Below are 24,929 nucleotides of genomic sequence, written 5' to 3' on the forward strand. Positions count from 1 at the left end.
GTACCCCCGGCCGGTGACAAGGGCGCGGGTCGCGTGGCAGGGTGGCGCGATGCGTACGGATCTTGTGGACTGGCCGGCGGTCGCCGGCGCGGGCTTCCCGTTCCCGGCGGGAGTGCCCGCGGAGCTGGTCGCCGCGGAGCTGGCGGCGATGCTGGTGTCGCCCGACCCGACGGTGCGGGACGACCACGCCTACACCGCGGCCGCGCAGTGGATCCGCGCCGGGCGTCTCGACGCGGTGCTGACGTCGATGGGCGACACCGCGGCGGAGCGCTTCACCCATCCCGACGTGCAGGCGCGCACGTTCGCGCCGCTGATCCTCACGTGCCTCCTGAAGCGCGGGCCGGAGGCACCGGCGGCGCTGCCCGAGTCCGCGGTGCGGCGCTGGTACGGGCAGTTCGCCGCCTGGTATCCGGCCGAGCCCGACACCCGCGGCTGGGACGACCGGTCGGGGTGGCTGCACGCCGTCGCCCACGGCGCCGACGCGGCCGCGGCGTTCGCCACCGCCCTGCCCGAACACCGCGCGGACCTGCTGGAGTTGTGCGCGCGCCGGATGACGGCGGGCGACACCGGCTACCGCTACGTGCAGTTGGAGGACGCGCGGCTGGCCGCGGCGATCACCCGCATCCTGCTGGCACCGGGACTCGACGCCGGCCGGGCGACCGGGTGGCTGGACGTGGTGACCGCGGCGTTCGAGGGCGGCGGTCCCGGCGCGGTCCCGCCGTGGGCCTTCAACACCTTCGCCACGCTGCAGTCCCTGCACCTCCATCTGACCCGCGGCCTCGCCGACGGCGGCGTCCCGCCGCACGCCGCCGTCGTGGCCGACCGGGTGCTGGAGGTGCTGCGCCTGCCGTACGCCTGGCTGGGCTGAGCCGGCCCCGCCCGAGGAACGCCCGGTCCGCGGGCGGGTGCCGGGGCCGGGCGATCGCCGGACCGGGCCGCCGTCACGGCGGGGAGCGGTCGGAACGGGACGCGCCTGCACAGGACGCGCCGGAGCGGGACCTCCTCGGCGCACGACCCCTCACGGCAGGACGGCGATGCCGTCGAGTTCGACCAGGGCCTGCTCGTCCCAGAGGCGGACCACGCCGACCACCGCCATCGCCGGGTAGTCGCGGCCCGCCGACTCCCGCCAGATGCGGCCGAGTTCGCGGGCATGCGCCCGGTAGGCGGCGACATCGGTGGTGTAGACGGTGACCCGCGCCAGGTCGGCGGGGGTGCCGCCGGCGGCGCGCAGCGCGGTCAGCAGGTTGGCCAGCGCGCGGGCGAACTGCGCGGGCAGGTCGTCGCCGGTCACCGTGCCCGCGGCGTCCAGGGCGGTCTGTCCGGCGAGCATCACCAGGGTGCCGCCGGTCGCGGTGACGGCGTGCGAGAAGCCGGTGGCCGGCGCGAGGCCGGCGGGGTTGATCCGGTGCAGGGTCATCGGTACAGCTCCCGGGCGATGATGGTGCGCTGGACCTCGCTGGCGCCCTCGTAGATCCGCGGCGCGCGCACCTCGCGGTAGAGGTGCTCCAGCAGGTGGCCGCGGTGCAGCGCGCGGGCGCCGTGGATCTGCACGGCGGCGTCGACCGCGAACTGGGCGGTCTCGGTGGCGTAGAGCTTGGCCATCGCGGCGCGGGCGGTGACGTCGGGCGCGCCCTCGTCGTAGGCGGCCGCCGCCGCGTACACCAGCAGGCGGGCGGCCTCGATACGGGTGGCCATCTCGGCGAGCGGGTGGGAGACGGCCTGCAGGTCCCTGAGCGGCCCGCCGAACGCGGTGCGCCGGTCCGCGTGGGCCACCGCCGCGTCCAGCGCGGCCTGCGCCATGCCGACCGCGAACGCGCCGACGCTCGGCCGGAACAGGTCGAGGGTGGTCATCGCGACCCGGAAGCCGTGGCCCTCCTCGCCGAGCAGGTCCGCGGTGGAGACCGGCACCCCGTCGAAGGCGAGCCGTCCGATGGGGTGCGGGGAGAGCATGTCGAGCGGCTCGCCGGTCAGCCCCGGCCGGTCGGCGGGCACGGCGAAGGCGGTGACGCCGCGGGCGCCGGTGCCGGGGCGGGTGCGGGCGAAGACGGTGTAGACGTCGGCCTCGGGGGCGTTGGAGATCCAGCACTTGCCGCCGGTCAGCCGCCAGCGCCCGTCGCCGTCCGGTTCCGCGGCCAGTTGGAGGGCGCCGGCGTCGGATCCGGCGCCCTCCTCGGTGAGCGCGAAGGCCGCGACGGCCCGCCCGGCCACCACCTCCGGCAGCCAGCGCGCGGCGACCTCGGGCGCGCTCAGCAGCGGGTGGGCGCCGAGGCCCTGCAGGGCGAGCGCGGTCTCGGCCTCGGTGCACTCGCGGGCGAGCGACTCGCGCAGCACGCACAGGTCGAGCGCGGAGGGCGGCCGGTCCTCGGGCAGGGCGCGGGCGATCAGCCCGGCGCGGGCGAGCGCGGCGAGCAGGGGCCGGTTCACCCGGCCGCCCGCTCCGGCGGGTGCGGCGGGGGGTGGCGGTGCCAGGCTGGCCCCAGGGTCCGTCAGCGGCTCGGCGGCGAGCGGGCGCAGGCGCTCCCGCGCGGTCGCGCGCACCTCCTCGGACCATGCCGCGCGGTCCGGGTCGAGCCCGAATCGGGGAACGGGGTGCTCAGAAGAATCCATCACTCACACCCTTATCGCGTTCTGTTGACTGCCGTCATGAACACGTTACGCTGAAAAACGTCCGCCTTCAGGTGCCGACGAGGGGCTCTGCCGCCATGGACCTGGACCTGCTGCCCTCAGCCCATGTGGACACGTTCGCGCGCGATCATCTGCCCCCGCCCGGACAGTGGCCGGTCCTGGAGAACATCCCGGACTACCCGGAACGGCTCAACTGCGCCGCCGAGTTGCTGGCCGGCGGTGACGACGACGCGGTGTGCCTGCGCACCCCGGACGGGCAGAGCTGGTCGTACCGGGAGCTGCGCGAGCAGTCCGCCCGGATCGCGCACGTGCTGACCGGGGAGCTCGGCGTGGTGCCCGGCAACCGGGTGCTGCTGCGCGGGCCCACCACCCCCTGGCTGGTGGCCTGCTGGCTGGCGGTGCTGCAGGCGGGCGCCGTCGCGGTGACGGTCCTGGCCGCCCAGCGGGCCCACGAGCTGGCCGAGGTGTGCGACATCGGGCAGGTGCGGTACGCGCTGTGCGACCACCGCTTCACCGGCGAGCTGGTGAAGGCCGCGGTGCCCGAGCTGCGGATCACGGCGTACGGGGGCGGGAGCGACGACGACCTGCTGCGGCGGGCGCGGACGCAGCCGGCCGTCTACGACCCGGTGCCGACCTCGTCGGACGACGTGGCGCTGATCGCCTTCACCTCGGGCACCACCGGCCGGCCCAAGGGCTGCCTGCACTTCCACCGCGACGTACTGGCCATCGCCGACACCTTCTCCGCGACCGTGCTGCGGCCGGCCGCCGACGACCTGTTCACCGGCAGCCCGCCGCTGGGCTTCACCTTCGGCCTGGGCGGCCTGGTGGTGTTCCCGATGCGGGTGGGCGCCTCGACACTGCTGCTGGAGAAGGCCGGGCCGGCGGAGCTGCTGGCCGCGGTCGAGGACCACAAGGTCACTGTGCTGTTCACCGCGCCGACCGCCTACCGGGCGATGCTCGCCGAGGCCGGCGCGTACGACCTCACGAGCCTGCGGAGTTGCGTGTCGGCGGGCGAGAACCTGCCGGCCGCGACCTGGCAGGCCTGGTACGACCGGACCGGCCTGCGGCTGGTCAACGGGATCGGCTCGACGGAGATGCTGCACATCTTCATCTCCGCCGCCGGGCAGGAGGCCCGGCCCGGCGCCACCGGCCGGCCGGTGCCCGGATACGCGGCGCAGGTCGTGGACGCCTCGCTCCAGCCGGTACCGGACGGCGAGCCGGGCCTGCTGGCGGTACGCGGCCCGACCGGCTGCCGCTATCTGGCCGACCCGCGGCAGACCGAGTACGTGCGGGCCGGCTGGAACCTCACCGGCGACACCTACGTCCGGGACATCGACGGCTGGTTCCGCTACGTGGCACGGGCCGACGACATGATCATCTCGGCCGGCTACAACATCGCCGGGCCCGAGGTCGAGGAGACGCTGCTGCGGCACCCGGACGTGAAGGAGGCCGCGGTGATCGGGGTGCCGGACGAGGAACGCGGCCAGGTGGTGCGGGCGTTCGTGGTGCTGCACGAGGGCGTGGCGTCCGGTGACCCGGCGGTCGAGGAACTGCGCCGCTTCGCCAAGAGCGTCATGGTGCCCTACAAGTGCCCGCGCGAATTCCGCTTCCTGACCGAGCTGCCGCGCACCCCCACCGGCAAGCTGCAGCGCTTCCGGCTGCGCGACGTGACCTGACCCTGCCACATAAAGTGATCGTGTGACCGACGACCCGCGCCCCGCGCACACGCCCGGTTCGCTCATCCTCAGTTTCTACGGCGCCTACGGGCGGTCGGAACTGGGCGGCAGCGTCCCGGTGGCGACGCTCATCCGGCTGATGGGCGCGGCCGAGGTGGACGCGCCGTCGGTGCGCTCGGCGGTGTCGCGGCTCAAGCGGCGCGGGCTGCTGGTGTCGCGGCGCGAGTCCGGGGCGGCCGCGTACGGGCTGTCGGACGACGCCCGGCAGCTGCTCGCCGACGGCGACCGGCGGATCTACGGCGCCCGGCCGGAGACCGGCGCGGACTGGCTGCTGGTGGTGTTCTCGGTCCCGGAGTCCGAGCGGGCCAAACGGCACCTGCTGCGGTCCCGGCTGGCCGGGCTGGGGTTCGGGCAGGCGGCGCCCGGGGTGTGGATCGCGCCCGCGGCGCTGCACGAGGAGACCCGGCACACCCTGGAGCGCCTGGGCCTGGCCGGGTACGTGGACCTGTTCCACGGCTCGCACGCCGGCTTCGACCCCACCGCCGAGGCGGTGCGCCGCTGGTGGGACCTGGACGCGCTGGCGGAGCTGCACCGCGGCTTCCTGGCCGCGCACGAGCCGGTCCTGGAGCGCTGGTCGGCGCGGCCGCCCGGCCCCGACCTCGCCTTCCGCGACTACCTGCGGGCCCTGGACTCCTGGCGGCGGCTGCCCTACGCCGACCCCGGGCTGCCCCCGGACCTGCTGCCGGACGGCTGGCCCGGAGCCCATTCCGCGGAGGTCTTCGACCGCCTGCACGCCCTGCTGCGGGACCGCGGCGCGCGCTTCGTGCACGAGTAGCCGCGGGTCCGCGCGGAACCGGCCGCGGGGGGAGGCGGCGGTTGGGGCGGCGGTTGGGGCGGCCCCGGGCCTTGCGCTGCTGCGGCCGGTCAGCCGTCCAGCGTCAGGCGGGGCTTGGGGGCGTCGGTGCGGCCGATGGGCGGCGGGCGGCGCCCGGCGCGGTAGGACGGCGGCCAGGGCGCGGCCGGGCCCTCGTACCCCTGCTCGGCGGCGGCGTGCAGCGTCCAGTGCGGGTCGTACAGGTGCGGCCGGGCGAGCGCGCAGAGGTCGGCGCGGCCGGCCAGCAGCAGGGAGTTGACGTCGTCCCAGGAGGAGATCGCGCCGACCGCGATGACCGGCAGCCCGGTCTCGTTGCGGATCCGGTCGGCGAACGGCGTCTGGTAGGAGCGGCCGTACGCCGGGGCCTCGTCCGGGACGACCTGGCCGGTGGAGACGTCGACGGCGTCGGCGCCGTGCGCCGCCAGCGCCCGGGCGATGTGCACCGCGTCGTCGCCGGTGGTGCCGCCGGGCGCCCAGTCGGTGGCGGAGATGCGGACGCTCAGCGGCCGGTCGCCGGGCCACACCCGCCGTACCGCGTCCAGGACTTCGAGCGGGAAGCGCAGCCGGCCGGTCAGGTCGCCGCCGTAGGCGTCGGTGCGGTGGTTGGTGAGCGGGGAGAGGAACGACGACAGCAGATAGCCGTGCGCGCAGTGCAGTTCGAGCAGGTCGAAGCCGGCCCTGGCACCGCGTTCCGCGGCGGCCGCGAACTGGTCCCGGATGCGGGCGAGTTCGGCGGGCGTCAGGGCGTGCGGCACCTGGTTGACACCGGGCCGGTAGGGCAGCGGCGAGGGCGCCGCGACCGGCCAGTTGCCGTCCGGCAGCGGCTGGTCGATGCCCTCCCACATCAGCCGGGTCGAGCCCTTGCGGCCGCTGTGGCCGAGCTGCAGCCCGATGGCCGCACCCTGGCCCGAGGCGTGCACGAAGCCGGCGACGCGCCGCCACGCCGCCTCCTGCTCGTCGTTCCACAGGCCGGTGCAGCCCGGGGTGATGCGGCCCTCGGGGCTCACGCACACCATCTCGGTCATCACCAGGCCGGCGCCGCCGAGCGCCCGCCCGCCGAGGTGGACGAGGTGGAAGTCGCCGGGCATGCCGTCGATGGCGGTGTACATGTCCATCGGGGAGACCACGACGCGGTTGCGCAGGGTCAGGCCGCGCAGGCTGAAGGGGGTGAACATCGGCGGGGTGCCGGGCGGTGCGCCGAACGACGCCTCGACGGTGTCGGTGAACGCCCGGTCGCGCAGCCGCAGGTTGTCGTGGGTGACCCGGCGGCTGCGGGTGAGCAGGTTGAAGGCGAACTGCAGGGGCGGCTGGTCGACGTACTGCGCGAGCCGTTCGAACCACTCCAGGCTGGCCAGGGCCGCGCGCTGGGTGCTCGCCACCACCGGCCGCCGCTCGGCCTCGTAGGCCGCGAGGGCCGTGGCGGTGTCGGGGTGCTCGCGCAGGCAGGCGGCGAGCGCGAGGGCGTCCTCCATGGCCAGCTTGGTGCCGGAGCCGATGGAGAAGTGCGCGGTGTGCGCGGCGTCGCCGAGGAGCACCGTGCTGCCGTCCCGCCACCGCTCGTTGACGACGGTGGTGAAGTGCTGCCAGCGCGAGCGGTTGCCGTGCAGCGGACGGCCGTCGAGCAGGCGCGCGAAGAGCTTCTCGCAGGCGGCGATGCTGCCGGCCTCGTCCAGGGTGTCGAACCCGGCGCGCCGCCAGACCTCCTCGGTCATCTCGACGATGAAGGTCGCGGCGTCCGCGCGGTAGGGGTAGGCGTGCGCCTGCATCACGCCGTGCGGGGTCTCCAGGATCTCGAACCGGAAGGCGTCCAGCGGCAGTTCGGCGGACAGCCAGATGTAGCGGCAGTCGTGCGGGGTGAGCCGGGGCCCGAACGCCTCGGCGTGCGCGCCGCGGGTGGCGCTGCGCGCCCCGTCCGCGGCGACCACCAGGTCGTAGCCGGCGGCCAGTTCGGCGGCCGGCGGGGCGGCGGTGCGGACGTGCACCTGCACGCCGAGGTCGCGGCAGCGCTCGGCGAGCAGGACCAGCAGCCTCCTCCGGTCGAGCGCCGCGAAGCCGTGGCCGCCGCTGCGCGCCGACCGGCCGCGGTGGTGGATCACGATGTCCTGCCAGCGGACGAACTCCCGCTGCACGGCGGCGTGCAGGACCGGGTCGGCCTGGGCGATGCCGCCGAGGGTCTCGTCGGAGAACACCACGCCGAAGCCGAAGCTGTCCTCGGGCGCGCCGCGTTCCCACACGGTCACCGAGCGGGCCGGGTCGAGCCGCTTGAGCAGGGCGGCGGCGTACAGGCCGCCTGGGCCGCCGCCGATGACGGCGATCCGCAGGCCGGTGCCGGGGCCGGTGATGGAGCCGGGATCCGGGCCGGTTCCGGTGAGTGAGCCGGGGCCGGTTTCCGTGCCTGAGCCAGGGCCGGTTCCGGTGACTGAGCCGGGGTCCGGGCCGGTTCCGGTGAGTGAGCCGGGGCCGCTGCCGGGCGCGGCCACGGTCAGCGGCCCTTCCACTCGGGTGCGCGCCGGCCGGTGAACGCGGCGTGGAACTCGGCGTAGTCGGCGCTGGTCATCAGCAGCGCCTGCGCGGCGGCGTCCATCTCGACGGCCGCGGCCAGGGGCATGTCGAGTTCGGCGGTGAGCAGCGCCTTGGTCTGCTGGTGGGCGAGCGCGGGGCCGTCGGCCAGCCGGCGGGCGAGCTCGGCGGCGGCCTTGTCGGCGCCGCCCTCCGGCGCGGTCTGGCTCACCAGCCCGATCCGCTCGGCCTCGGCCGCGTCGACGGTGTCGCCGAGCATCAGCAGCCGGGTGGCGTGGCCCAGTCCGACGATGCGCGGCAGCAGGTACGCGGCGCCCATGTCGGCGCCGGCCAGCCCGACCCGGGTGAACAGGAACGCGAACCGCGCGGTGGGCTCGACGATCCGGAAGTCGGAGGCGAGCGCGAGGACCGCGCCGGCGCCGGCGGCGATGCCGTGCACCGCGGCGATGACCGGGAAGGGTGCCTCGCGCAGCGCCCGTACGACCTGCCCGGTCATGCGGGTGAAGTCCAGCAGGTCGCCGGCGCCCATCGCGAGGGTCGCGCCGATGATCTCGTCGACGTCGCCGCCGGAGCAGAAGCCGCGGCCCTCACCGCCGAGGACCAGCGCGCGGGTCTCGCCCTCGCGGGCCAGTTCCGGCAGCAGGTCGCGCAGGTCGGCGTAGGCGCCGAAGGTGAGGGCGTTGAGCTTGCCGGGGCGGTCGAGCGTGACGGTGACGACGCCCTCGGAGCGGTCCAGGCGCAGATGGCGCCAGTGGCCGGTGGGGCTCGCGGAGCTGGGATGCGGACTCATGGCGCGGCCTCCTCGCGATCGACGGTATCACCTGTTCGTGACCGTCGTCAGCAACACGAGACATGCCGTGCTCGCCGTGGCCGCCGTCCCGTCCCGGCTGCGGAGCCGGGACAGGAGGCCCTGGCGTCAGCCCAGGGTGGCCACCATGATCGCCTTGATGGTGTGCATGCGGTTCTCCGCCTGGTCGAAGACCACCGACTGCGCGGACTCGAAGACCTCGTCGGAGACCTCGAGGAAGTCCAGTCCGTGGCGGGCGTGGATCTCCCGGCCGACGACGGTGCCCAGGTCGTGGAAGGCCGGCAGGCAGTGCAGGAACGTCGCCTGCGGGTTGCCGGTCGCCCGCATGACGTCCGCGGTGACCGCGTAGGGGTGCAGCAGCGTGATCCGCTCGTCCCAGATCTCCTTGGGCTCGCCCATCGACACCCACACGTCGGTGTGGATGTGGTCGGCGCCGCTGACGCCCTCCTCGACGTCGTCGGTGAGGGTGATCCGGGCGCCGGAGCCCTCGGCCAGCCGGCGCGCCTCGGCGACCACGTCGGCGTCCGGCCACAGGCCCTTCGGGGCGGCGATGCGCACGTCCATGCCGAGCAGCGCGCCGGTGACCAGCAGGGAGTTGCCCATGTTGGAGCGGGCGTCACCGAGGTAGGCGTAGGCGATCTCGCCGAGCGGCTTGGGGTTGTGCTCGGTCATGGTGAGCACGTCGGCCAGCATCTGGGTGGGGTGCCACTCGTCGGTGAGGCCGTTCCACACCGGGACCCCGGCGTGAGCGGCGAGTTCCTCGACGACGGTCTGGCCGTGGCCGCGGTACTGGATGCCGTCGAACATCCGGCCCAGCACGCGGGCGGTGTCCTTCACCGACTCCTTGTGCCCGATCTGCGAGCCCGAGGGGTCGAGGTAGGTGGAGGCGGCGCCCTGGTCGGCGGCGGCGACCTCGAACGAGCAGCGGGTGCGGGTGGAGGTCTTCTCGAAGACCAGCGCGATGTTCTTCCCGCGCAGTCGCTGCTGTTCCGCGCCCGCCTTCTTCGCGGCCTTCAGCTCCGCGGCCAGCTCCACGAGGTGGCGGAACTCCTCAGCGGTGAAGTCCAGTTCCTTGAGGAAGTGCCGGCCCTTCAGGTCGACGGCCATGCGGGTACTCCTAGGTGGGGCGCGCGGTCGGGACACTGGAACTCTATACGATAGTAGGCATGTTTATACAGGCCCTCCCGGTGGGGCCGCCGGTGGTCCCGGTCACACCGCGTCCCGCTCGATCGGGCAGCTCATGCAGCGCGGACCGCCCCGGCCGCGTCCCAGCTCGCTGCCGGGGATCTCGATGACCTCGATCCCGCGCTTGCGCAGATAGGTGTTGGTGGTCGCGTTGCGCTCGTAGGCGACGACCACCCCCGGCTCCACCGCCAGCACGTTGCAGCCGTCGTCCCACTGCTCGCGCTCGGCGGCATGCACGTCCTGGGTCGCGGTGAGCACGGTGATCATGTCCAGGCCGAGGGCAGCCGCGATGGCCCGGTGCATGTGCTCCGGCGGGTGGTCGGTGACCTTCAGCTCGCCGGGCTCCCCGCCGGATTCGATGGTGTACGAGCGCAGCATCCCCAGGCCCGCGTACTGCGTGAAGGTGTCGCCGTCGACCATGGTCATCACGGTGTCCAGGTGCATGAACGCCCGCCGCTTGGGCATGTCCAGGGCCACGATGGTCTGCGCGGAACCGGTCGCGAACAGGCCGCGCGCCAGCATCTCCACCGCCTGCGGCGTGGTGCGCTCGCTCATCCCGATGAGCACCGCGCCCTGGCCGATCACCAGCACGTCGCCGCCCTCTATCGTCGAGGGGTAGGCGCTCTGGCCCTCGGACCACACGTGGAAGCCGCCGCCGGCGAACAGCGGATGGTGCCGGTAGATCGCCTCGAAGTGCACGGTCTCGCGCTGCCGGGCCGGCCAGCGCATCGCGTTGATGCTCACCCCGTCGTAGACCCAGGCCGAGGTGTCGCGGGTGAACAGGTGGTTGGGCAGCGGGCTGAGCAGGAAGTCGTCCAGGTCCATGGCGTGGAAGAGGACCGACACCGGCTCGGGGAAGCGCTCCAGGTACTCGCGCTTGGTCATCCCCCCGACCAGCGCCTCCGTCAGCTCGGCCGGGGCCAGTTCGTCGAAGGCGGCCCGCAGCCGGTCGGTGGCCAGCGGGCCGTACTCCTTCTCGTCGAACACCCGGTCAAGGACCAGCCGCCGCGCCTCGGGCACCGCGAGGGACTCGGTGAGCAGGTCCCCGAAAAGGTGGACCTGCACACCGCGGTCCCGCAGCACGTCGGCGAACCCGTCGTGCTCCGCGCGCGCCCGCCGCACCCACAGCAGGTCGTCGAAGAGCAGGGCGTCCTTATTGGTCGGCGTGAGGCGTTTCAGTTCCAGGTCCGGGCGGTGCAGGATGACGCTGCGCAGCCGCCCGGTCTCGGAATCGACGTGGAATCCCATGGGACCAGACCTTCCCACTTTTCCCCCGCCGTCACGCCGGGACGCCGCCCGGGTCCGAGGGGTCGGTCACAGTCGCGGGTCGACCGGCTCGGACTCCAGGGCGAGGACGGCGAACACCGCCTCGTGCACCCGCCACAGCGGTTCGCCGCCGGCCAGCCGGTCCAGCGCCTCCAGGCCCAGCGCGTACTCGCGCAGCGCCAGCGACCGCTTGTGGCCGAGGAACCGGCCGCGCAGCCGCGCCAGGTGCTCGGGCCGGGTGTACTCGGGACCGTAGATGATCCGCAGGTACTCCCGGCCGCGGCACTTGATGCCGGGCTGCACCAGCCGACCGCCCGGGGTGCGGACCAGCGCGTCCAGCGGCTTGACGACCATGCCCTCGCCGCCCGCGCCGGTCAGCTCCAGCCACCAGGCGACGCCGGCCGCCACCGACGCCTCGTCCTCGGTGTCCACCACCAGCCTGCCGGTGGTGCGCAGCAGCCCGGACGGATCGGCCTCCACCAGGCGGTCCAGCAGGGCGAGCTGGCGGTCGTGCGGCAGCGCGGCCAGGCTGCGGCCCTGGACCGCGAGCAGCTGGAACGGCGCCAGGTGCACGCCCTGAAGGCCGTCGGTCGTCCAGCAGTAGCGGCCGTAGGCGTCGGTGAAGGCGCCCGCGTCCGCGGCGCGTTCCCGCTGCCGGGCCAGCAGCGCCGACACGTCGGTGCCGCGGCCCGCCGCCGACTCCAGCGCGGCCAGCGCCGGCGGGAACACCGCGCCCGCGGCCGCGCCGACCGCCGCGTACTGCTTGCGCAGCAGCCCGGACGCCTTCAGCGACCAGGGCAGCAGCTCGGCGTCGAGCAGCAGCCAGCCGGTGCCGAACTCCTCCCACAGGCCGGCCGCGGTGACCGCGGCACGCAGCCGGGCCAGCACCTCCTCGGTGACCCGCGGGTCGTCGAAGAACGGCCGGCCGGTGCGGGTGTGCAGCGCGCCGGTCACGCCTTCGATGCCGAACCGCTCGGCGGCCACGGCCTCGTCGCGGCAGACCAGGGCCACCGCGCGCGACCCCATGTGCTTCTCCTCGCACACCACCCGGCGCACCCCGTCCTCGCGGTAGGCGGCGAACGCCTCCAGCGGGTGCTCGAGGTAGCCGTCCTGCTGGGACGTGGCGCACGGCGCCATCGTCGGCGGCAGGTAGGCCAGCAGCCGCGGGTCGACGGCGAAGCGGCTCATCACCTCCAGCGCCGCGGCCGCGTTCTCCTCACGCACCGCGAGCCGGCCCATCTGCCCGGTCTCGACGACGCGCCGGCCGGTGACGTCGGCGAGGTCCAGCGGGCGGCCCTCCCGTCCGCCGGGCGCCTCGGTCTGCAGCGGCTTGGCCGGTTCGTACCAGACCCGCTCGGCGGGCACGTCGACGATCTCCCGCTCCGGCCAGCGCAGCGCGGTCAGCCGGCCGCCGAAGACCGCGCCGGTGTCCACGCACAGCGTGTTGTTGATCCACGAGGTGCGCGGCACCGGGGTGTGGCCGTAGACCACGGCGGCGCGGCCGCGGTAGTCCTCCGCCCACGGGTAGCGCACGGGCAGGCCGAACTCGTCGGTCTCGCCGGTGGTGTCGCCGTACAGGGCGTGCGAGCGCACCCGGCCCGAGGTGCGGCCGTGGTACTTCTCCGGCAGCCCGGCGTGGCAGACCACCAGCCGACCGCCGTCCAGGACGTAGTGGCTGACCAGGCCGTCGACGAACTCCCGCACCCGCTCGCGGAACCCCGGGTCCCGGGCATCCTCGCGCTCGAACTGCTCGATGGTCTCGGCCAGTCCGTGGGTGTGCTGGACCTGGCGGCCCCGGAGCCATCGGCCCAGCTTGTTCTCGTGGTTGCCGGGGACGCACAGCGCGGTTCCCGCCGCGACCATGGACATGACGCGGCGCAGCACGCCGGGGCTGTCCGGGCCGCGGTCCACCAGGTCGCCGACGAACACGGCGGTGCGGCCGTCGGGGTGCACGCCGTCGCGGTAGCCGAGGGCGGTGAGCAGCGAGTCCAGTTCCGCGCTGCAGCCGTGCACGTCGCCGATGATGTCGAACGGGCCGGTCAGATGGGTCAGGTCGTTGTACCGGCGCTCGGTGACCACCTGCGCCGCGTCGATCTCCGCGGTGCCGCGCAGCACGTGCACCTTGCGGAAGCCCTCGCGCTCCAGGCCGCGCAGCGAGCGGCGCAGCTCGCGCTGGTGCCGCTGGACGACGTGGCGGGGCAGCGCGGCCCGGTCGGGGCGGGCGGCGTTGCGCTCGGCGCACACCTGCTCGGGCACGTCCAGCACGATGGCGATGGGCAGCACGTCGTGCTCGCGGGCCAGCCTGATCAGCTGCCGGCGGGACTCGGGCTGCACGCTGGTGGCGTCGACGACCGTGCGGCGGCCGGCCGCCAGGCGCTTGCCCGCGATGTAGTGCAGCACGTCGAACGCGTCGGTGGTCGCGCTCTGGTCGTTCTCGTCGTCGCTGACCAGGCCGCGGCAGAAGTCGGACGAGATGACCTCGGTGGGCCGGAAGTGGCGCGCGGCGAACGTGGACTTGCCGGAGCCGGTGGCACCGATCAGCACCACCAGGGACAGGTCGGTGACCGGCAGGGTGCGCGGAGTGGCGGACGGCTCGGTCATGCCGCTGCCTCCTTCTGGTTCTTCGGGTTCTTCGCGTTCTTCGGGTTGTCGGTGCGGGTGAACACCGTCATCTGGGTCGGCGGTCCGACCTCGGGGTCGTCCGGGCCGACGGGCACGAACGCCACGGTGTAGCCGTACCGTTCGGCCACCGCGTGCGCCCAGCCGGCGAACTCACCGCGGCTCCACTCGAAGCGGTGGTCGGCGTGCCGGACGTGGCCGTGCGGCAGCGACTCCCAGCGCACGTTGTACTCGGCGTTCGGGGTCGTCACCACGACGGTGCGCGGCCGTGCGGCGCCGAACACCGCGTACTCCAGCGCCGGCAGCCGGGGCGGGTCGACATGCTCGACGACCTCGCACAGCACCGCCGCGTCATAGCCCTTCAGCCGCTGGTCGGTGTAGGTCAGCGAGCCCTGGATCAGGGAGACCCGGGACGACTGGCGCTCCCCCAGCCGGTCCAGGCGCAGCCGCCGCGCCGCCATGTCCAGCGCACGGGCCGACACGTCCATGCCGGTGATCTCGGTGAACCGCGGATCCTTCAGCAGCGCCGCCACCAACTGGCCCTGGCCGCAGCCGAGGTCGAGCACCCGGGCGGCACCGGCGTCGCGCAGCGAGGCCAGGATCGCCTCGCGGCGCTGCACCGCCAGCGGGGTGGGGCGCTCCTCGGCCTCCTCCGGCGCCTCGGGCTCGACCGCGTTGTCCAGCTCCTCGACCTCGACGTCGTCGGCGTCGGCCAGCCGGGCCAGCTCCAGGCGCTCCCTCGCCTGCCGGGTCAGCGACCAGCGGCGGGACAGGTAGCGGCTGGTGATCAGCGGCTGCTCGGGGTGGTGCGGCAGCCAGCCCTCGCCGAACCGCAGCAGCTTGTCGACCTCGTCCTCCGAGACCCAGTAGTGCTTGGCGTCGTCCAGCACCGGCAGCAGCACGTACAGGTGCCGCAGCGCGTCGGACAGCCGCAGCTCGCCCTCCAGGGTCAGCGCCACGTAGCGGGAGTCGCCCCACTCGGGGAACCGGCCGTCGAGCGCCACCGGTTCTGCGGTCACCTGCCAGCCGAGCGGCTCGAAGAGGCGGCCGACCAGCGGAGCGCCGCCGCGGGCCGGCAGCGCCGGCACCTCGACGCGCAGCGGCAGCGCGACCGCCGCCCGCTCGGGGTGGCTGCGGCACTCGCCCTTCAGCGCGCTGGAGAACACGGTGCGCAGCGCGACCGCGAGCAGCGACGACGCCGCGTACGGGCGGTCGTTGACGTACTGTGCGAGCGCCGCGTCGGGCGCGCCGCCGCGGCCCTTGCCGCGGCCGCGCCGCAGCAGCGCGGGCGGATCGACCTCCAGCAGCAGCGCCGCCGTGGTCCGTTCCGCCGAGGCTTCGGGGTAGAACACGTGGGCGTCGCCGTACGACGTGGAGAAGGCCTGCGCCTTGTCCGGGTGCTTGTGCAGCAGGAAGCCGAGGTCGGTGGCCGGTGCCGCCGCGTTGCCAGTGGTGGAAATGGTCAGGAACACCCGCCCGAGTATCCCCGCCCGCCCGCTCCACCGACCAGCCCTTTTCCTCCCGGGGCCCTGCGCCGGGGGTGCCGGGGTCAGAGGTGGAGGGTGGTGGTGAGGGCGGTGATGGTCGGGGGGCCGACGCGGCAGCAGCCGCCGATCAGGCGGGCGCCGGCGGCCTGCCAGGTGAGGGCTGCGGCGGGGTCGAAAGCGGGGCCACCGGCCCAGGAGCGGGTGGTCGGGTTCCACCGTTCACCGCTGTTGGGGTAGGCGACGACGGGTTTGCCGGTGACGGCGACGGCCGTCTCCACCGCGTCGGCCACGTCCGCGGGGGCGCAGCAGTTGACGCCCACCGCGACCACCTCGGGCCGTCCGGCGGCCACGGCGAACGCGTCTTCCAGCGGCTGCCCGGCGCGGGTGGCGTCCCCGGCGACGGTGTACGACAGCCACACCGGCACCCCGGCGCCCTCCGCGGCGCGCAGCATCGCCTCGGCCTCGTCGGCGTCCGGCACGGTCTCCAGCGCGAGCACGTCGGGGTCTGCCTCGGCGAGCGCCTCGATCCTCGGCCGGTGGAAGTCCGCCAGCTCGCGCACGGACTTCCCGTACCGCCCGCGGTACTCGCTGCCGTCCGCGAGCATCGCCCCGTACGGCCCGACCGAGGCGGCGACCCGTACCCCGTCGCCGCCGGCCGCCGCCCTGCGGGCCAGCTCCACGCTGCCGCGCAGCAGCCGCGCGGTCTCCGCCCGGCCGACCCCGCGGTGCGCGAAGCCCTCGAACGTCGCCTGGTAGCTGGCCGTGATGAGCACCTGCGCCCCCGCCCGGACGTAGGCGGTGTGGGCGGCCTCGATCTGCCCGGGGGCGTCGGCCAGCAGCCGGGCCGACCACAGCGGGTCGGTCAGGTCGCAGCCCTGGTCGGCCAGCTGGTTGGACAGCCCGCCGTCCAGCACCAGGGTCGTGCCCGAGGCCAGCAGCGCCCCCAGGGGCGCAGGAGTGCTCATCGCGGTGTCACCCCAGTTGCGTCTGGACCTGCGAGGAGATCAGTTCCAGGTGGTCCAGGTCGTGCAGGTCCAGGATCTGGAGGTAGAAGCGGGTGGCGCCCTGCTCGGCGTACTGCCCGATCTTGTCGACCACCTCGGCGGGCGAGCCGGCGAGGCCGTTGGCCTTCAGCTCGTCGACCTCCCGGCCGATCGCCGCGGCCCGCCGGGCCACCTCCGCGTCGTCCCGTCCGACGACGGCGACCAGAGCGTTGGAGTACACCAGGTCGCTCGCGTCCCGGCCGGCCGCCTGGGCGGCCTCGCGGACCCGGGCGAACTGCGTGCCGGTGTCGGCCACCGACGCGAACGGGACGTTGAACTCGTCGGCGTACCGCGCGGCCAGCTCCGGGGTGCGGCGGGCGCCCATGCCGCCCACCAGGACCGGGATCCTGCTCTGCGCGGGCTTGGGCAGCCCGGGCGAGTCCTTCAGCTGGTAGAACTGCCCGTCGTAGCTGAACGTCTCGCCGGCCGGCGTGCCCCACAGCCCGGTGACGATGGCCAGTTGCTCCTCCAGCCGGCCGAACTTCTCCTTCGGGAACGGGATGCCGTAGGCGGTGTGCTCGGCCTCGTACCATCCGGCGCCCAGACCGAACTCGATGCGCCCGCCGGACATCTGGTCGACCTGCGCCACCTGGATGGCCAGGACACCGGGCAGCCGGAAGGTGCCCGCGGTCATCAGCGTGCCGAGCCTGATCCTGCTGGTCTCCCGCGCCAGACCGGCCAGGGTGATCCACGCGTCCGTGGGGCCGGGGTAGCCGTCCCCGTCCCCCATCACCAGGTAGTGGTCGGAGCGGAAGAAGGCGTCGAAGCCGAGGTCCTCGGTTGCCTTGGCGACGGCCAGCAGCGTGTCGTAGCTCGCCCCCTGCTGGGGCTCGGTGAAGATTCGCAGATCCATTCCTCCATCCTGCCTCCCTGACCGGTGCCGCGCGGCAGCGGCCTGCGGTGCTCGCCGCGGATCGACCGACCGGAACGCTGCGGAAACGGCGCCCGCGGCCGGTCCGCGCACGCGCCTGCGGCGTCTCACCGACCACGTCAGCCGGGCGCGTCCCGCGCCAGCGCCCCGACCCGGTCCTTCGCCTCGTCCACCGCGTCCAGCGCCTCGATGCACTGCCAGTAGGCGGTCTCGTCCTCGGCGCTGCCCGTCAGGCCGACCAGGGCACGGCCGATCTCGCCGAGCAGCACGCGCAGGGCCCGCAGCGTGCCGGGCGCGTCGCGCACCCCCGTCAGGCGGGCGGCCCGTGGCGGACCCGCGCCGGTGGACACCCCGGCCGGCGATCCACCTCCGCGCGCGTATCCGGGCCCAGTCGAGGAGCCGCTCCAGGAGCCGGCAGCCGAGCCCGATTCCGGCCCTGGTCCCTGCCCTGGTCCCTGCCCCGGCACGCTGTCCTGCCGGCGCCGTGGACCCGGCGGCGCGCCCGATCCCGACGGCGACCCCGGTCCGGCCGGCCACCCGGAACCCGACGGCCGCCGCCCCGACCCCCGCGCCCCCTCGTCCTCAGCCCGCTCGCCTTCGGCTCGCGCCGCGTGCGCCAGCACCGCCCCGACCGCCTCGGTCAGCTCGTACGCCTGCCATGCCTCCGCGATGACGTCCTCGGGTTGCGGGCAGCCCCGCATCGTCCGCTCCGCCTCCGCCACTAGCCGTGCCGCGTCCATGTCCCGGTCCCCGCTTTCCCGTTCGCCGCGGGACGGCCCCTGCGCCACCCCGCCCTCCTCATGTCACTCAGCGTGACAGAGCGGGCGCGGCCGTCGGCGGGCGGACAGCGGATCTGTGGACAACCTCGCGCTTGTGGACAACTCCGTCACCCCTGCGAGTGACCGTCGTCCTCCGGCCGGGGAAACCGCAGCTCGTTGCGGTCGATCTTCGCCGCGAGCGCGGCCAGCGGGTCGATGCCCAGGACCTCGCAGAACTGCAGCAGGTACGCCAGCACGTCGGCCACCTCGTCCCGCACCCGGTAGGCCGACGCGTCGTCGTCCATCACCGCGGCGGCCTGCTCGGGCGTCAACCACTGGAAGATCTCCAGCAGTTCGGACGCCTCGACGCTGAGTGCGACGGCGAGGTTCTTCGGAGTGTGGAACGGCTGCCAGCGCCGGGCCGCGGCGAACTCGGCGAGGCGCTCCTGGAGTGCAGCCAGGTCCGCCACCGGCTCGGCCCGCTCCGGCCGAACGTGCCCGGGATCGGCCGGCCCCGATCCGCCCTCCATGGGCCCGGCAGGCTCCGCACCTCCCTGCCCAGGCCCAGGTCCGGGCCCGGTCCCCCCAGGCCCGGCCTGCCCCGATCCGCCGCTTCCGGGCCCGGGAGTCCTCCCAGGCCCAGCCGGCCCCGATCCGCCCTGCCGCGCCTGCGCGCCCTGCTGCCCGTCCTGCGGGGGTCGTTCCGTCACCCGGACTGGTCTACCTCATCCTGGCGGCCGGGCGCACCGCCCGGCTCCCCGCCCAGGGCCCGCACGGACACCCCGCCGACGCCCTCGACGCAGCCCGCGTCCTGGACCGTGCCCAGGAGGCGGATGTGCCCGCGGGCTGCGGCCAGGCCGGCCAGGCGCAGCAGTTCGCGGACCTGCCGGCGGTCCAGTCCCAGGTCGAGGCCGTCGGCGAGCACGGTCAGCACCTGGCCGGCCGGCAGGTGCTCGGTGCTGGTGTCGACGTCGAGCACGCCGGGTCCGGTGAGGAGTACCAATGCTTGGGCGAGGAAGCGCAGTTCGCCGTCCCCGAGGCGGTCGATCGGCAGGGTGCCCAGCGGGCCGCGGTCGACGGCCGCGATGACCGCGTCCGCGGCGGGGCCGTGCCCGTCGCCGGGCAGGACGGCCGGCAGCGTGGTGAGCCCCTCGACCGGCCCGGTGCACACCCCGCGCATCGCGTGGACCAGGGCGGCGTGCCGCGTGGTGCACTCCCCCTCGGTCCTGGCCAGTACCGCGGAGAGGTTGTCGCACGCGGCGCGCAGCCGCCCGTCGCCGAGTGGCACGGCGGCCCGCATCAACTCCGGCCGCGGGGCGACCGGGAACACCCCGCGCAGCGCCACCACCACCTGCTCGGCCGCGGCCAGCACGAGCCGCTGCCCGTCGGTGCGGCCGGCGACGCGCAGCGGCAGCAGGGCGGTGGCGAGCAGGTCGTCGGGCAGCGGCGCGCGGGTGACGGGCACGACGCCGGCGGTGTGCCAGGCGGCCTGCACCGTCGGCCGGGCCGGGTCGCGCAGCGCCGTGGACAGCAGGGTCTCCCCCGCGCCGGTGAGCCGTTCGCCGACGATCCGCAGGGTCGGCTCGGCCTGGACGGCCACGTCGAGCCGGACCGGGCCGATCGGGCCGGTGACGGTGCAGCCGATCCGGAAGCCGCGCCGGCCCTGCGCGTCGGGCTGTGCCTCCTGCGGCACGCACGCGGCCGCACCGCCGCGCACCACGGTGTCGAAGACCTCCTGCAGCGAGCCGCCGCACGCCAGCCGGCCGAGTGCCGCGAGCCCTTCGAGCACGCTGGACTTGCCCGTCCCGCTGCCGCCGGTGAGCAGGGACAGCGGCCCGAAGGTGAACGACGATCCCCGGTGCGATTTGAAGGCCGACAGCCGCAGTTCGGAGACGACGGGCCGGTGGTGCCTGGTGCTCATGGGCGGGAACGTAACGATCCCTGGGGCCGCCGAACCGTTCCAGCGGGCGTACGTTCCTTCGAAAGAAGGACAACACGCATGATTCGGGCGCCCGCTGGATAGGGGCCCCGCCCGGCGCTGCCGAGTAGCGTGGCAGGGTGACGACCAGGACGACTTCCCGCTATGTCGCGCTGCTGCGCGGCATCAACGTCGGGGGCAAGAACAAGGTGCCCATGCAGACCCTGCGCGAGCTGCTGGCGCGGATCGGCGGCACCGACGTGCGCACCCATCTGCAGAGCGGCAACGCGGTGTTCACCCACGAGCAGAGCGATCCGGATGCGCTGGCCGCCGAGTTGGAGGGGGCCATCGCCGACGAGCTGGGGCTGTCCATCACCTGCATGGTGCGCAGCGACGCGGACCTGCGCCGGGTCGTCGAGGCGAACCCGTACCCGATGGAGGGGGTCAACGGCTCGCGTTTCCTGGTGGTGTTCCTGTCCGGGCCGGCGCCGCGGGACAAGCTCGCCGGCATCGACCAGAGCGCGTACGCGCCGGACACGGTTCAGCCGGGCGAGCGGGAGATCTACGCGCACTTCCCGGACTCGATCCGGGACTCCAAGCTCGGCGCGAAGCTGAACGACCGCTGGCTCGGGGTGAGGGCGACGGCACGGAACTGGAACACGGTGACGAAGCTGCTGGAGCTCGTCGAGCAGTAGCAGCAGGAGCAGAAGCAGCAGGGGCCGGGCCGCGGCCGGCGGATCACGCCGGCCACGGCCCGGAGCATCTCGCTAGCGGCTCGCCGTCACGGCTTGACCGCCAGGGCGAAGACGTGGATCGCGGGCTGGTTGGGCAGGGTCACGCTCTGCACGGTCTTGCCGGCGGTGAGCGGGACGGTGTTGGTGAACACCCGGTAGCTGACACCGAAGTTGGCCGGGCCCGCCTGGGTGTTGCGGTGGTCCATGGTCAGCGCGGTCTGCGCGCCGTAGTCGGTGGTCGTCGAGCAGCACCAGTTCGGGAAGCCGAGCGTGCCGGTGCTGGTCGTGCCGTCGGTGTAGGTCACCACGACCGGGCCGGAGGTGAAGCCGGTCTCGGTGCCGAGGAAGGCCAACGCGCTTCCCTGGCCGGTCAGTTCGATGGCCTGGCCGCCGGTCGCCACGTTGTCGGGGGTGCCGGGTGCGGCGCTCGGCCAGGTGAACGTCGCCCCGTTGGCGGTGACGGTGGCGCCGGGGGTGGCGCCGAGGGCCGCGAGGGCGTCGGCGGAGTAGCTGTCGCCGCCGCCGTCGAGGTTGCCCGGCGCGGTGTTGCTCTCCAGCGTGGTGCCCACGTTGTTGAAGGCGTCGGCGAGCGCCGGGTACGGCACCGTCGTGGTGATCGTCAGCGGGCCGCTGACCGAGTCCGCGCCGGCCGCTCCCGTGAGGTAGCGCGCGGTGGCGGTGATGGTGTTCACGGTCGTACCGGGCTTGGCCTTGGGCGCGGTCAGGGTGACCTTCGCGGTGGCGGTCTGGCCCGGGGCGATGCGGTTGAGGCGGACCGAGGCGGGGGTGACGGTCCAGCCCTCCGGCGCGGTCAGCGCCACGGTGGTGTCGGCCAGACCCGTCGGGCCGAGGTCGGTCACGCCGACGCTGTACGTGCCGGGGTGGTCGGCGGTGCCGGCGTCGTGCCAGGTGACGACGGTCGCGGGCGCCGCGGTGCGGTCGCCGCCGGCGCTGACCCGGTAGAGCACGGTGGCGTGCGGCGGGACGTCCGCGGCGATGGTGCCGGTGGTCCGGGTGACGTGCTTGGTCACCAGGTCCTTCAGCAGGAACGAGGAGCCGGGGCCGAAGCCGGCGGCCGCGGCGGTGGTGCTGATGGTCTGCGCGGAGTCGGACTTGTTGAACAGCGCGACCGCGCGGTCCCCGTTGGCGAGCGGCTTGGACAGCACGTCGTAGCCGTTGCCCTGCTGGACGATGCGGCCCTGCAGGCCCTTGGGGTCCTGGTCGACCGCGATGACGTCGCGGTTGCCGAGGACGTCGAGCGCGTCGGCGGACAGGTGGGTGAGGTCGGTGCTGGAGATCAGCGGGGCGGCCATCACCGACCACAGCGACATCTGGCTCTGGATCTCGTCACGGGTCAGCCCCGAGTCGCCGGCGAGCAGGAAGTCCGGGTCGTTCCAGCGGCCCGGGCTCTGCAGGTCCGCCAGGCCCACGTTGTAGCCGTAGTTGTACTTCAGGGAGCTCCACTTGGCGGCGGCGCTCTCCTGGCCGAGGGCGACGTCGGCGCCCTCCCGCCACAGGTTGCCGACCTGCGCGGACCAGCCGATGACCTTGTTCCAGTCGGGGCCGTCCTGGAAGTACGCCGGCGCCGACACCGAGAACACCATCGGGCGGCCGGTGTTGAGCATGGCCTGGCTCCAGGCCGCGTAGGTGTCGTGGTAGCTCTGCTCCGACGTCTCGCCCGCCTTGGTGGGCACGTTGCAGCCGTCGAGCTTGACGTAGTCGACGCCCCACTTCGCGAACAGGTCGGCGTCCTGCTGCCAGTGGTTGAGGGAGCCGGGGTAGCCGCCGCAGGTCGCCGTGCCGGCGTCCTCGTAGATGCCGAACTTCAGTCCCATGGCGTGCAGTTGGGCGCCGACCCAGTCCATGCCGTGCGGGAACTTCACCGGGTCGGAGACGAGGTTGCCCGCGCTGTCGCGGGAGTGCGTCATCCAGCAGTCGTCGGTGGTGACCGTGTCGTAGCCCTTGGCGGCGAGGCCGGTGTCGACCAGGGCGCGGGCGTTGCCGAGGATGGTGTCCTCGTCGATGTTGCACTGGTAGTACGACCAGTCGTTCCACCCCATCGGCGGGGTGGGCGCGTAGTTGGGGTACTGGGCGACGCTGTCCGCGGGGGCGGCCGCGGACCCGGCGGGGGCCGCGGCCACGAGTCCGGCGAGGGCGAGGGCGAGCGAGCCGCAGCCTGCGGCGACGGTGCGCAGCCGCCGGGCGAGGGGTGGTGTCACGGGGGCAACCTCACTGATCGGTCGGGCCGCCGGGGCGGCTGATCCAGAACCGTGCGAGGTATATCTAGGCAGTAATGCGCAGACATGACAAGAGCATTGCCGGAACACGCAGAACCACGCAGTCACAGACACGCTGCGCGCACGACGGGTCGCGGCCGCGCGGCCGCCGACGGGGCGTCAACGGCAGCGCTCGCGCGGCGCACGGGCACACCGGACACCCCGTCAGGCGGGCGTCGCGACGGAGACGCACCCGAGGGTGTCGGGCCGGACACCGGGAGGGCTGCCCGAGGCGGCACCAGGCGGGACGCCGGGCGGGCTGCCCATGGCGGCATCGGCCCAGAAGCCGGACGGGACGCCCCCGAACCGGGCGCTCAGGGCAGGACGAGCGGACGGTGCGTCAGACGCACTGCACCTCGACGCCCTGGGCGGTGAACCGCTCGACCAGTTCCTCGGGTGCGTCCTTGTCGGTGATCAGCACGGCGATCGCGCTGACGTCGCAGACCTGGGCGAACGCCCGCTTGCCGAGCTTGGTGGAGTCGGCGACCACGATGACCTTCTCGGCCCGCTCGGCCATCGCGCGGTTGGCGCTGGCCTCGCCCTCGTCGTGGGTGGCGGCGCCGAACCGGGGGTCGACGGCGTTCACGCCGATGATGGCGTAGTCCAGGGAGATGGCCTGGAGCACCATGGTGGCCAGCGGACCGGTCAGCTCGTAGGAGTTGGGCCGGGCCACGCCGCCGGTGACCACGGTCTTGACGTACGGGCGCACCGCCAGCTCGTTGGCGATGTTGATGGCGTTGGTGACGATGGTCAGCGCGGTGGCGGTGCCGCGGTCGGCGATGTCCGCGCGGATCGCCAGCTCCCGGGCCACGTCGGAGGCGGTCGTACCGCCGTTGACGCCGACCACCGCGCCGGGCGGCACCAGGCCGGCGGCCGCCTTGGCGATCCGGTGCTTCTCGTCGGCCTGGCGGGCGGCCTTGTAACGCAGCGGCAGGTCGTAGGCGACACCGCTGAGCACGGCGCCGCCGCGGGTGCGGGTCAGCAGCTGCTGGCGGGCCAGCTCCTCCATGTCACGCCGGACGGTGGCCGTGGAGACGTCCAGCATCTCGGCCGCCTCGGCGACCTGGATGCGGCCCTTGTCGCCGAGGATCTCCAGCAGCCGCGTCCACCGCTCGTGCGTCCCCATCGCTGCCCCACTCTCCGTCTGCGCCCGTCCCTCGGAAGGCCGAGGGTATCGCGCAGGCGCCCGCTGAGCGCCCGTTCTGCCGGCACCTGCTCGTTCGTGACGCATTGCGCAGCGTCACGGCACTTTCGCTCATCCTCTCGCACTCCCGCGCAGGTGGCCGCCCGGGAGGGGGATGCGCGGTCGGCCGCCGGGAACCGCGCAGCGCCGGGCCGGATGCGGCAGGGCTGCTGTGCGCCCCGCCGTCCGGTCCGGTGCGGGGGCGTTGTCGGTGGCGGGTGCCACGATGGACGGATGCTGAGGATCGGTTCTGTGGTGATGGGCGTCGCGGACATGGAGCGGGCCGCGGCCTTCTGGACGGCGGCGCTCGGATACGTCCCCCGCGAGGAGATGACCGACGACTGGGTGGTGCTGGTCCCGGCGCAGGGGGCGGGCCCGCAGCTCTCCCTGGGCCTGAGCGAGACGCCGGTCCAGGACCACCCCCGGGTCCACCTGGACCTGTACGCCGGCGACGCGGCGGACCAGGCGGCCGAGGTGGAGCGCCTGCTGGCACTGGGCGCGACCCGGGTCGACTGGGAGCTGTACCCCGACGACGCCGACTTCGTCGTGCTCGCCGACCCCGAGGGCAACCGCTTCTGCGTCATCGACACCGCCCACGGCTGATCCTCCGAGGGCCGGCGCACACCTCTTCAGATCGTCCGGGTCGGGCCCGGCGAGGTCCGCGCCCAGCGCTGGCGGCGCGGCGGTGACGGCCCACCGCCTGCATCACGCGGATCAGGCTCCGACGGCAAGGTGAAGCGGCGCCGTGCGGGCCTTTCGCCGTTCGGGGGGCTGAAGGATGGTCAGCATCATGAACGTGACAACGGAGGTGTACACCACTTTCTTTCCGGCGTCAACATAGTGATCCGATCTATGAGCAGATCATGCCCGCCTCCTTGACGGCCCTGGCGGGCCGTCATAGCGTCCGGCTGCCGATACATCGGATGAGTGGACACGTGGCTGAACACCGGACGGGGCACGGGGCTGAACACGCATCTGCACGCGAGGGGGTGGCCGGGGCCGCACGTCGCGCCCGGCGACACGGCCCCGGCGCGCAGGTCCGCACCCCCGCCCCTCGGCCACGCGCCACCGACATGTTCAGGAGGC

20 protein-coding genes are annotated in these 24,929 nt (G+C 74.2%); 5 read left to right on the forward strand and 15 right to left on the reverse strand.

What is annotated here, in order from left to right:
* Positions 1-49: 49 nt before the first annotated feature.
* Entirely contained in the window at positions 50-868 is an 819-nt protein-coding gene (locus ACH4TG_RS35170; protein WP_398246723.1) for a DUF2785 domain-containing protein, read from the forward strand.
* A 150-nt stretch (positions 869-1,018) separates the two neighbouring features.
* Here the strand turns inward: ACH4TG_RS35170 and ACH4TG_RS35175 are convergent, their stop codons facing one another.
* Positions 1,019-1,417: a RidA family protein gene (locus ACH4TG_RS35175; protein ID WP_398246724.1), complete on the reverse strand. Its 399-nt coding sequence runs from the start codon at positions 1,415-1,417 to the stop codon at positions 1,019-1,021.
* Entirely contained in the window at positions 1,414-2,607 is a 1,194-nt protein-coding gene (locus tag ACH4TG_RS35180) for an acyl-CoA dehydrogenase family protein (RefSeq protein ID WP_398246725.1), read from the reverse strand. Before ACH4TG_RS35180 ends, ACH4TG_RS35175 begins: the two co-directional genes overlap by 4 nt.
* A 95-nt stretch (positions 2,608-2,702) precedes the next feature.
* Between ACH4TG_RS35180 and ACH4TG_RS35185 the strand changes: the two genes are divergently transcribed.
* A complete protein-coding gene (locus ACH4TG_RS35185) occupies positions 2,703-4,301 on the forward strand; it encodes an AMP-binding protein (RefSeq protein WP_398246726.1) in 1,599 nt (532 codons plus the stop codon).
* Between the two features lie 22 nt (positions 4,302-4,323).
* Positions 4,324-5,136: a PaaX family transcriptional regulator C-terminal domain-containing protein gene (locus tag ACH4TG_RS35190; RefSeq protein WP_398246727.1), complete on the forward strand. Its 813-nt coding sequence runs from the start codon at positions 4,324-4,326 to the stop codon at positions 5,134-5,136.
* Positions 5,137-5,225: 89 nt separating this feature from the next.
* Here ACH4TG_RS35190 and ACH4TG_RS35195 read toward each other — a convergent pair whose 3' ends face one another.
* The 11 genes from ACH4TG_RS35195 to ACH4TG_RS35245 form a co-directional block, all read right to left on the reverse strand.
* Positions 5,226-7,496, reverse strand: a complete 2,271-nt coding sequence (locus ACH4TG_RS35195) for a bifunctional salicylyl-CoA 5-hydroxylase/oxidoreductase (protein ID WP_398246812.1) — start codon at positions 7,494-7,496, stop codon at positions 5,226-5,228.
* 161 nt (positions 7,497-7,657) lie between these two features.
* On the reverse strand, positions 7,658-8,485 hold the full coding sequence (locus ACH4TG_RS35200; protein WP_398246728.1) for an enoyl-CoA hydratase family protein: 828 nt from the start codon (positions 8,483-8,485) through the stop codon (positions 7,658-7,660).
* A 126-nt stretch (positions 8,486-8,611) separates the two neighbouring features.
* Positions 8,612-9,610, reverse strand: coding sequence for an ornithine carbamoyltransferase (gene argF / locus ACH4TG_RS35205; RefSeq protein WP_398246729.1), 999 nt, complete (start codon positions 9,608-9,610; stop codon positions 8,612-8,614).
* 102 nt (positions 9,611-9,712) lie between these two features.
* A complete protein-coding gene (locus tag ACH4TG_RS35210; protein ID WP_398246730.1) occupies positions 9,713-10,936 on the reverse strand; it encodes an arginine deiminase in 1,224 nt (407 codons plus the stop codon).
* A 66-nt stretch (positions 10,937-11,002) separates the two neighbouring features.
* Entirely contained in the window at positions 11,003-13,555 is a 2,553-nt protein-coding gene (locus ACH4TG_RS35215; protein WP_398246731.1) for a polynucleotide kinase-phosphatase, read from the reverse strand.
* Positions 13,552-15,045 (reverse strand): 3' terminal RNA ribose 2'-O-methyltransferase Hen1, encoded by a 1,494-nt coding sequence (locus ACH4TG_RS35220; protein ID WP_398246732.1) that lies wholly within the window; start codon positions 15,043-15,045, stop codon positions 13,552-13,554. Before ACH4TG_RS35220 ends, ACH4TG_RS35215 begins: the two co-directional genes overlap by 4 nt.
* A 77-nt stretch (positions 15,046-15,122) precedes the next feature.
* A complete protein-coding gene (gene mmuM / locus ACH4TG_RS35225; protein ID WP_398246733.1) occupies positions 15,123-16,025 on the reverse strand; it encodes a homocysteine S-methyltransferase in 903 nt (300 codons plus the stop codon).
* Between the two features lie 7 nt (positions 16,026-16,032).
* Positions 16,033-16,956 carry an LLM class F420-dependent oxidoreductase gene (locus ACH4TG_RS35230; RefSeq protein WP_398246734.1) on the reverse strand — a complete coding sequence of 308 codons (924 nt, stop codon included), beginning with the start codon at positions 16,954-16,956 and terminating at the stop codon, positions 16,033-16,035.
* Between the two features lie 137 nt (positions 16,957-17,093).
* Positions 17,094-17,714, reverse strand: a complete 621-nt coding sequence (locus ACH4TG_RS35235) for a DUF6099 family protein (protein WP_398246735.1) — start codon at positions 17,712-17,714, stop codon at positions 17,094-17,096.
* Positions 17,715-17,860: 146 nt separating this feature from the next.
* Positions 17,861-18,262 (reverse strand): nucleotide pyrophosphohydrolase, encoded by a 402-nt coding sequence (locus ACH4TG_RS35240; RefSeq protein ID WP_398246736.1) that lies wholly within the window; start codon positions 18,260-18,262, stop codon positions 17,861-17,863.
* A 176-nt stretch (positions 18,263-18,438) separates the two neighbouring features.
* Positions 18,439-19,653, reverse strand: a complete 1,215-nt coding sequence (locus tag ACH4TG_RS35245; protein ID WP_398246737.1) for an ATP-binding protein — start codon at positions 19,651-19,653, stop codon at positions 18,439-18,441.
* A gap of 137 nt (positions 19,654-19,790) precedes the next feature.
* Between ACH4TG_RS35245 and ACH4TG_RS35250 the strand changes: the two genes are divergently transcribed.
* Positions 19,791-20,345, forward strand: coding sequence for a DUF1697 domain-containing protein (locus ACH4TG_RS35250; protein WP_398246738.1), 555 nt, complete (start codon positions 19,791-19,793; stop codon positions 20,343-20,345).
* Between the two features lie 86 nt (positions 20,346-20,431).
* Here the strand turns inward: ACH4TG_RS35250 and ACH4TG_RS35255 are convergent, their stop codons facing one another.
* Both ACH4TG_RS35255 and ACH4TG_RS35260 read right to left on the reverse strand, forming a co-directional pair.
* Positions 20,432-22,603 (reverse strand): NEW3 domain-containing protein, encoded by a 2,172-nt coding sequence (locus ACH4TG_RS35255; RefSeq protein WP_398246739.1) that lies wholly within the window; start codon positions 22,601-22,603, stop codon positions 20,432-20,434.
* Positions 22,604-23,000: 397 nt separating this feature from the next.
* Positions 23,001-23,786, reverse strand: coding sequence for a DeoR/GlpR family DNA-binding transcription regulator (locus ACH4TG_RS35260; protein WP_398246740.1), 786 nt, complete (start codon positions 23,784-23,786; stop codon positions 23,001-23,003).
* 291 nt (positions 23,787-24,077) lie between these two features.
* Here ACH4TG_RS35260 and ACH4TG_RS35265 point away from each other — a divergent pair, with 291 nt between their 5' ends.
* Positions 24,078-24,446: a VOC family protein gene (locus ACH4TG_RS35265; RefSeq protein ID WP_398246741.1), complete on the forward strand. Its 369-nt coding sequence runs from the start codon at positions 24,078-24,080 to the stop codon at positions 24,444-24,446.
* The last annotated feature ends 483 nt before the right edge of the window (positions 24,447-24,929 follow it).

Origin of the sequence: Streptomyces sp. NPDC020917 (assembly GCF_044333795.1) — a bacterium.
GTDB lineage: Bacteria > Actinomycetota > Actinomycetes > Streptomycetales > Streptomycetaceae > Actinacidiphila.

What these genes read in the sequence shown, in the direction of transcription:
- ACH4TG_RS35260 (WP_398246740.1), bottom strand. Translation starts at nt 23,786, where the DNA reads ATGGGGACGCACGAGCGGTGGACGCGGCTGCTGGAGATCCTCGGCGAC.
- ACH4TG_RS35230 (WP_398246734.1), bottom strand. Translation starts at nt 16,956, where the DNA reads ATGGATCTGCGAATCTTCACCGAGCCCCAGCAGGGGGCGAGCTACGAC.
- ACH4TG_RS35185 (WP_398246726.1), top strand. Translation starts at nt 2,703, where the DNA reads ATGGACCTGGACCTGCTGCCCTCAGCCCATGTGGACACGTTCGCGCGC.
- ACH4TG_RS35175 (WP_398246724.1), bottom strand. Translation starts at nt 1,417, where the DNA reads ATGACCCTGCACCGGATCAACCCCGCCGGCCTCGCGCCGGCCACCGGC.
- ACH4TG_RS35245 (WP_398246737.1), bottom strand. Translation starts at nt 19,653, where the DNA reads ATGAGCACCAGGCACCACCGGCCCGTCGTCTCCGAACTGCGGCTGTCG.
- ACH4TG_RS35215 (WP_398246731.1), bottom strand. Translation starts at nt 13,555, where the DNA reads ATGACCGAGCCGTCCGCCACTCCGCGCACCCTGCCGGTCACCGACCTG.
- ACH4TG_RS35180 (WP_398246725.1), bottom strand. Translation starts at nt 2,607, where the DNA reads ATGGATTCTTCTGAGCACCCCGTTCCCCGATTCGGGCTCGACCCGGAC.
- ACH4TG_RS35265 (WP_398246741.1), top strand. Translation starts at nt 24,078, where the DNA reads ATGCTGAGGATCGGTTCTGTGGTGATGGGCGTCGCGGACATGGAGCGG.
- ACH4TG_RS35235 (WP_398246735.1), bottom strand. Translation starts at nt 17,714, where the DNA reads ATGGACGCGGCACGGCTAGTGGCGGAGGCGGAGCGGACGATGCGGGGC.
- mmuM (WP_398246733.1), bottom strand. Translation starts at nt 16,025, where the DNA reads ATGAGCACTCCTGCGCCCCTGGGGGCGCTGCTGGCCTCGGGCACGACC.
- ACH4TG_RS35210 (WP_398246730.1), bottom strand. Translation starts at nt 10,936, where the DNA reads ATGGGATTCCACGTCGATTCCGAGACCGGGCGGCTGCGCAGCGTCATC.
- ACH4TG_RS35170 (WP_398246723.1), top strand. Translation starts at nt 50, where the DNA reads ATGCGTACGGATCTTGTGGACTGGCCGGCGGTCGCCGGCGCGGGCTTC.
- ACH4TG_RS35240 (WP_398246736.1), bottom strand. Translation starts at nt 18,262, where the DNA reads ATGGAGGGCGGATCGGGGCCGGCCGATCCCGGGCACGTTCGGCCGGAG.
- ACH4TG_RS35200 (WP_398246728.1), bottom strand. Translation starts at nt 8,485, where the DNA reads ATGAGTCCGCATCCCAGCTCCGCGAGCCCCACCGGCCACTGGCGCCAT.
- argF (WP_398246729.1), bottom strand. Translation starts at nt 9,610, where the DNA reads ATGGCCGTCGACCTGAAGGGCCGGCACTTCCTCAAGGAACTGGACTTC.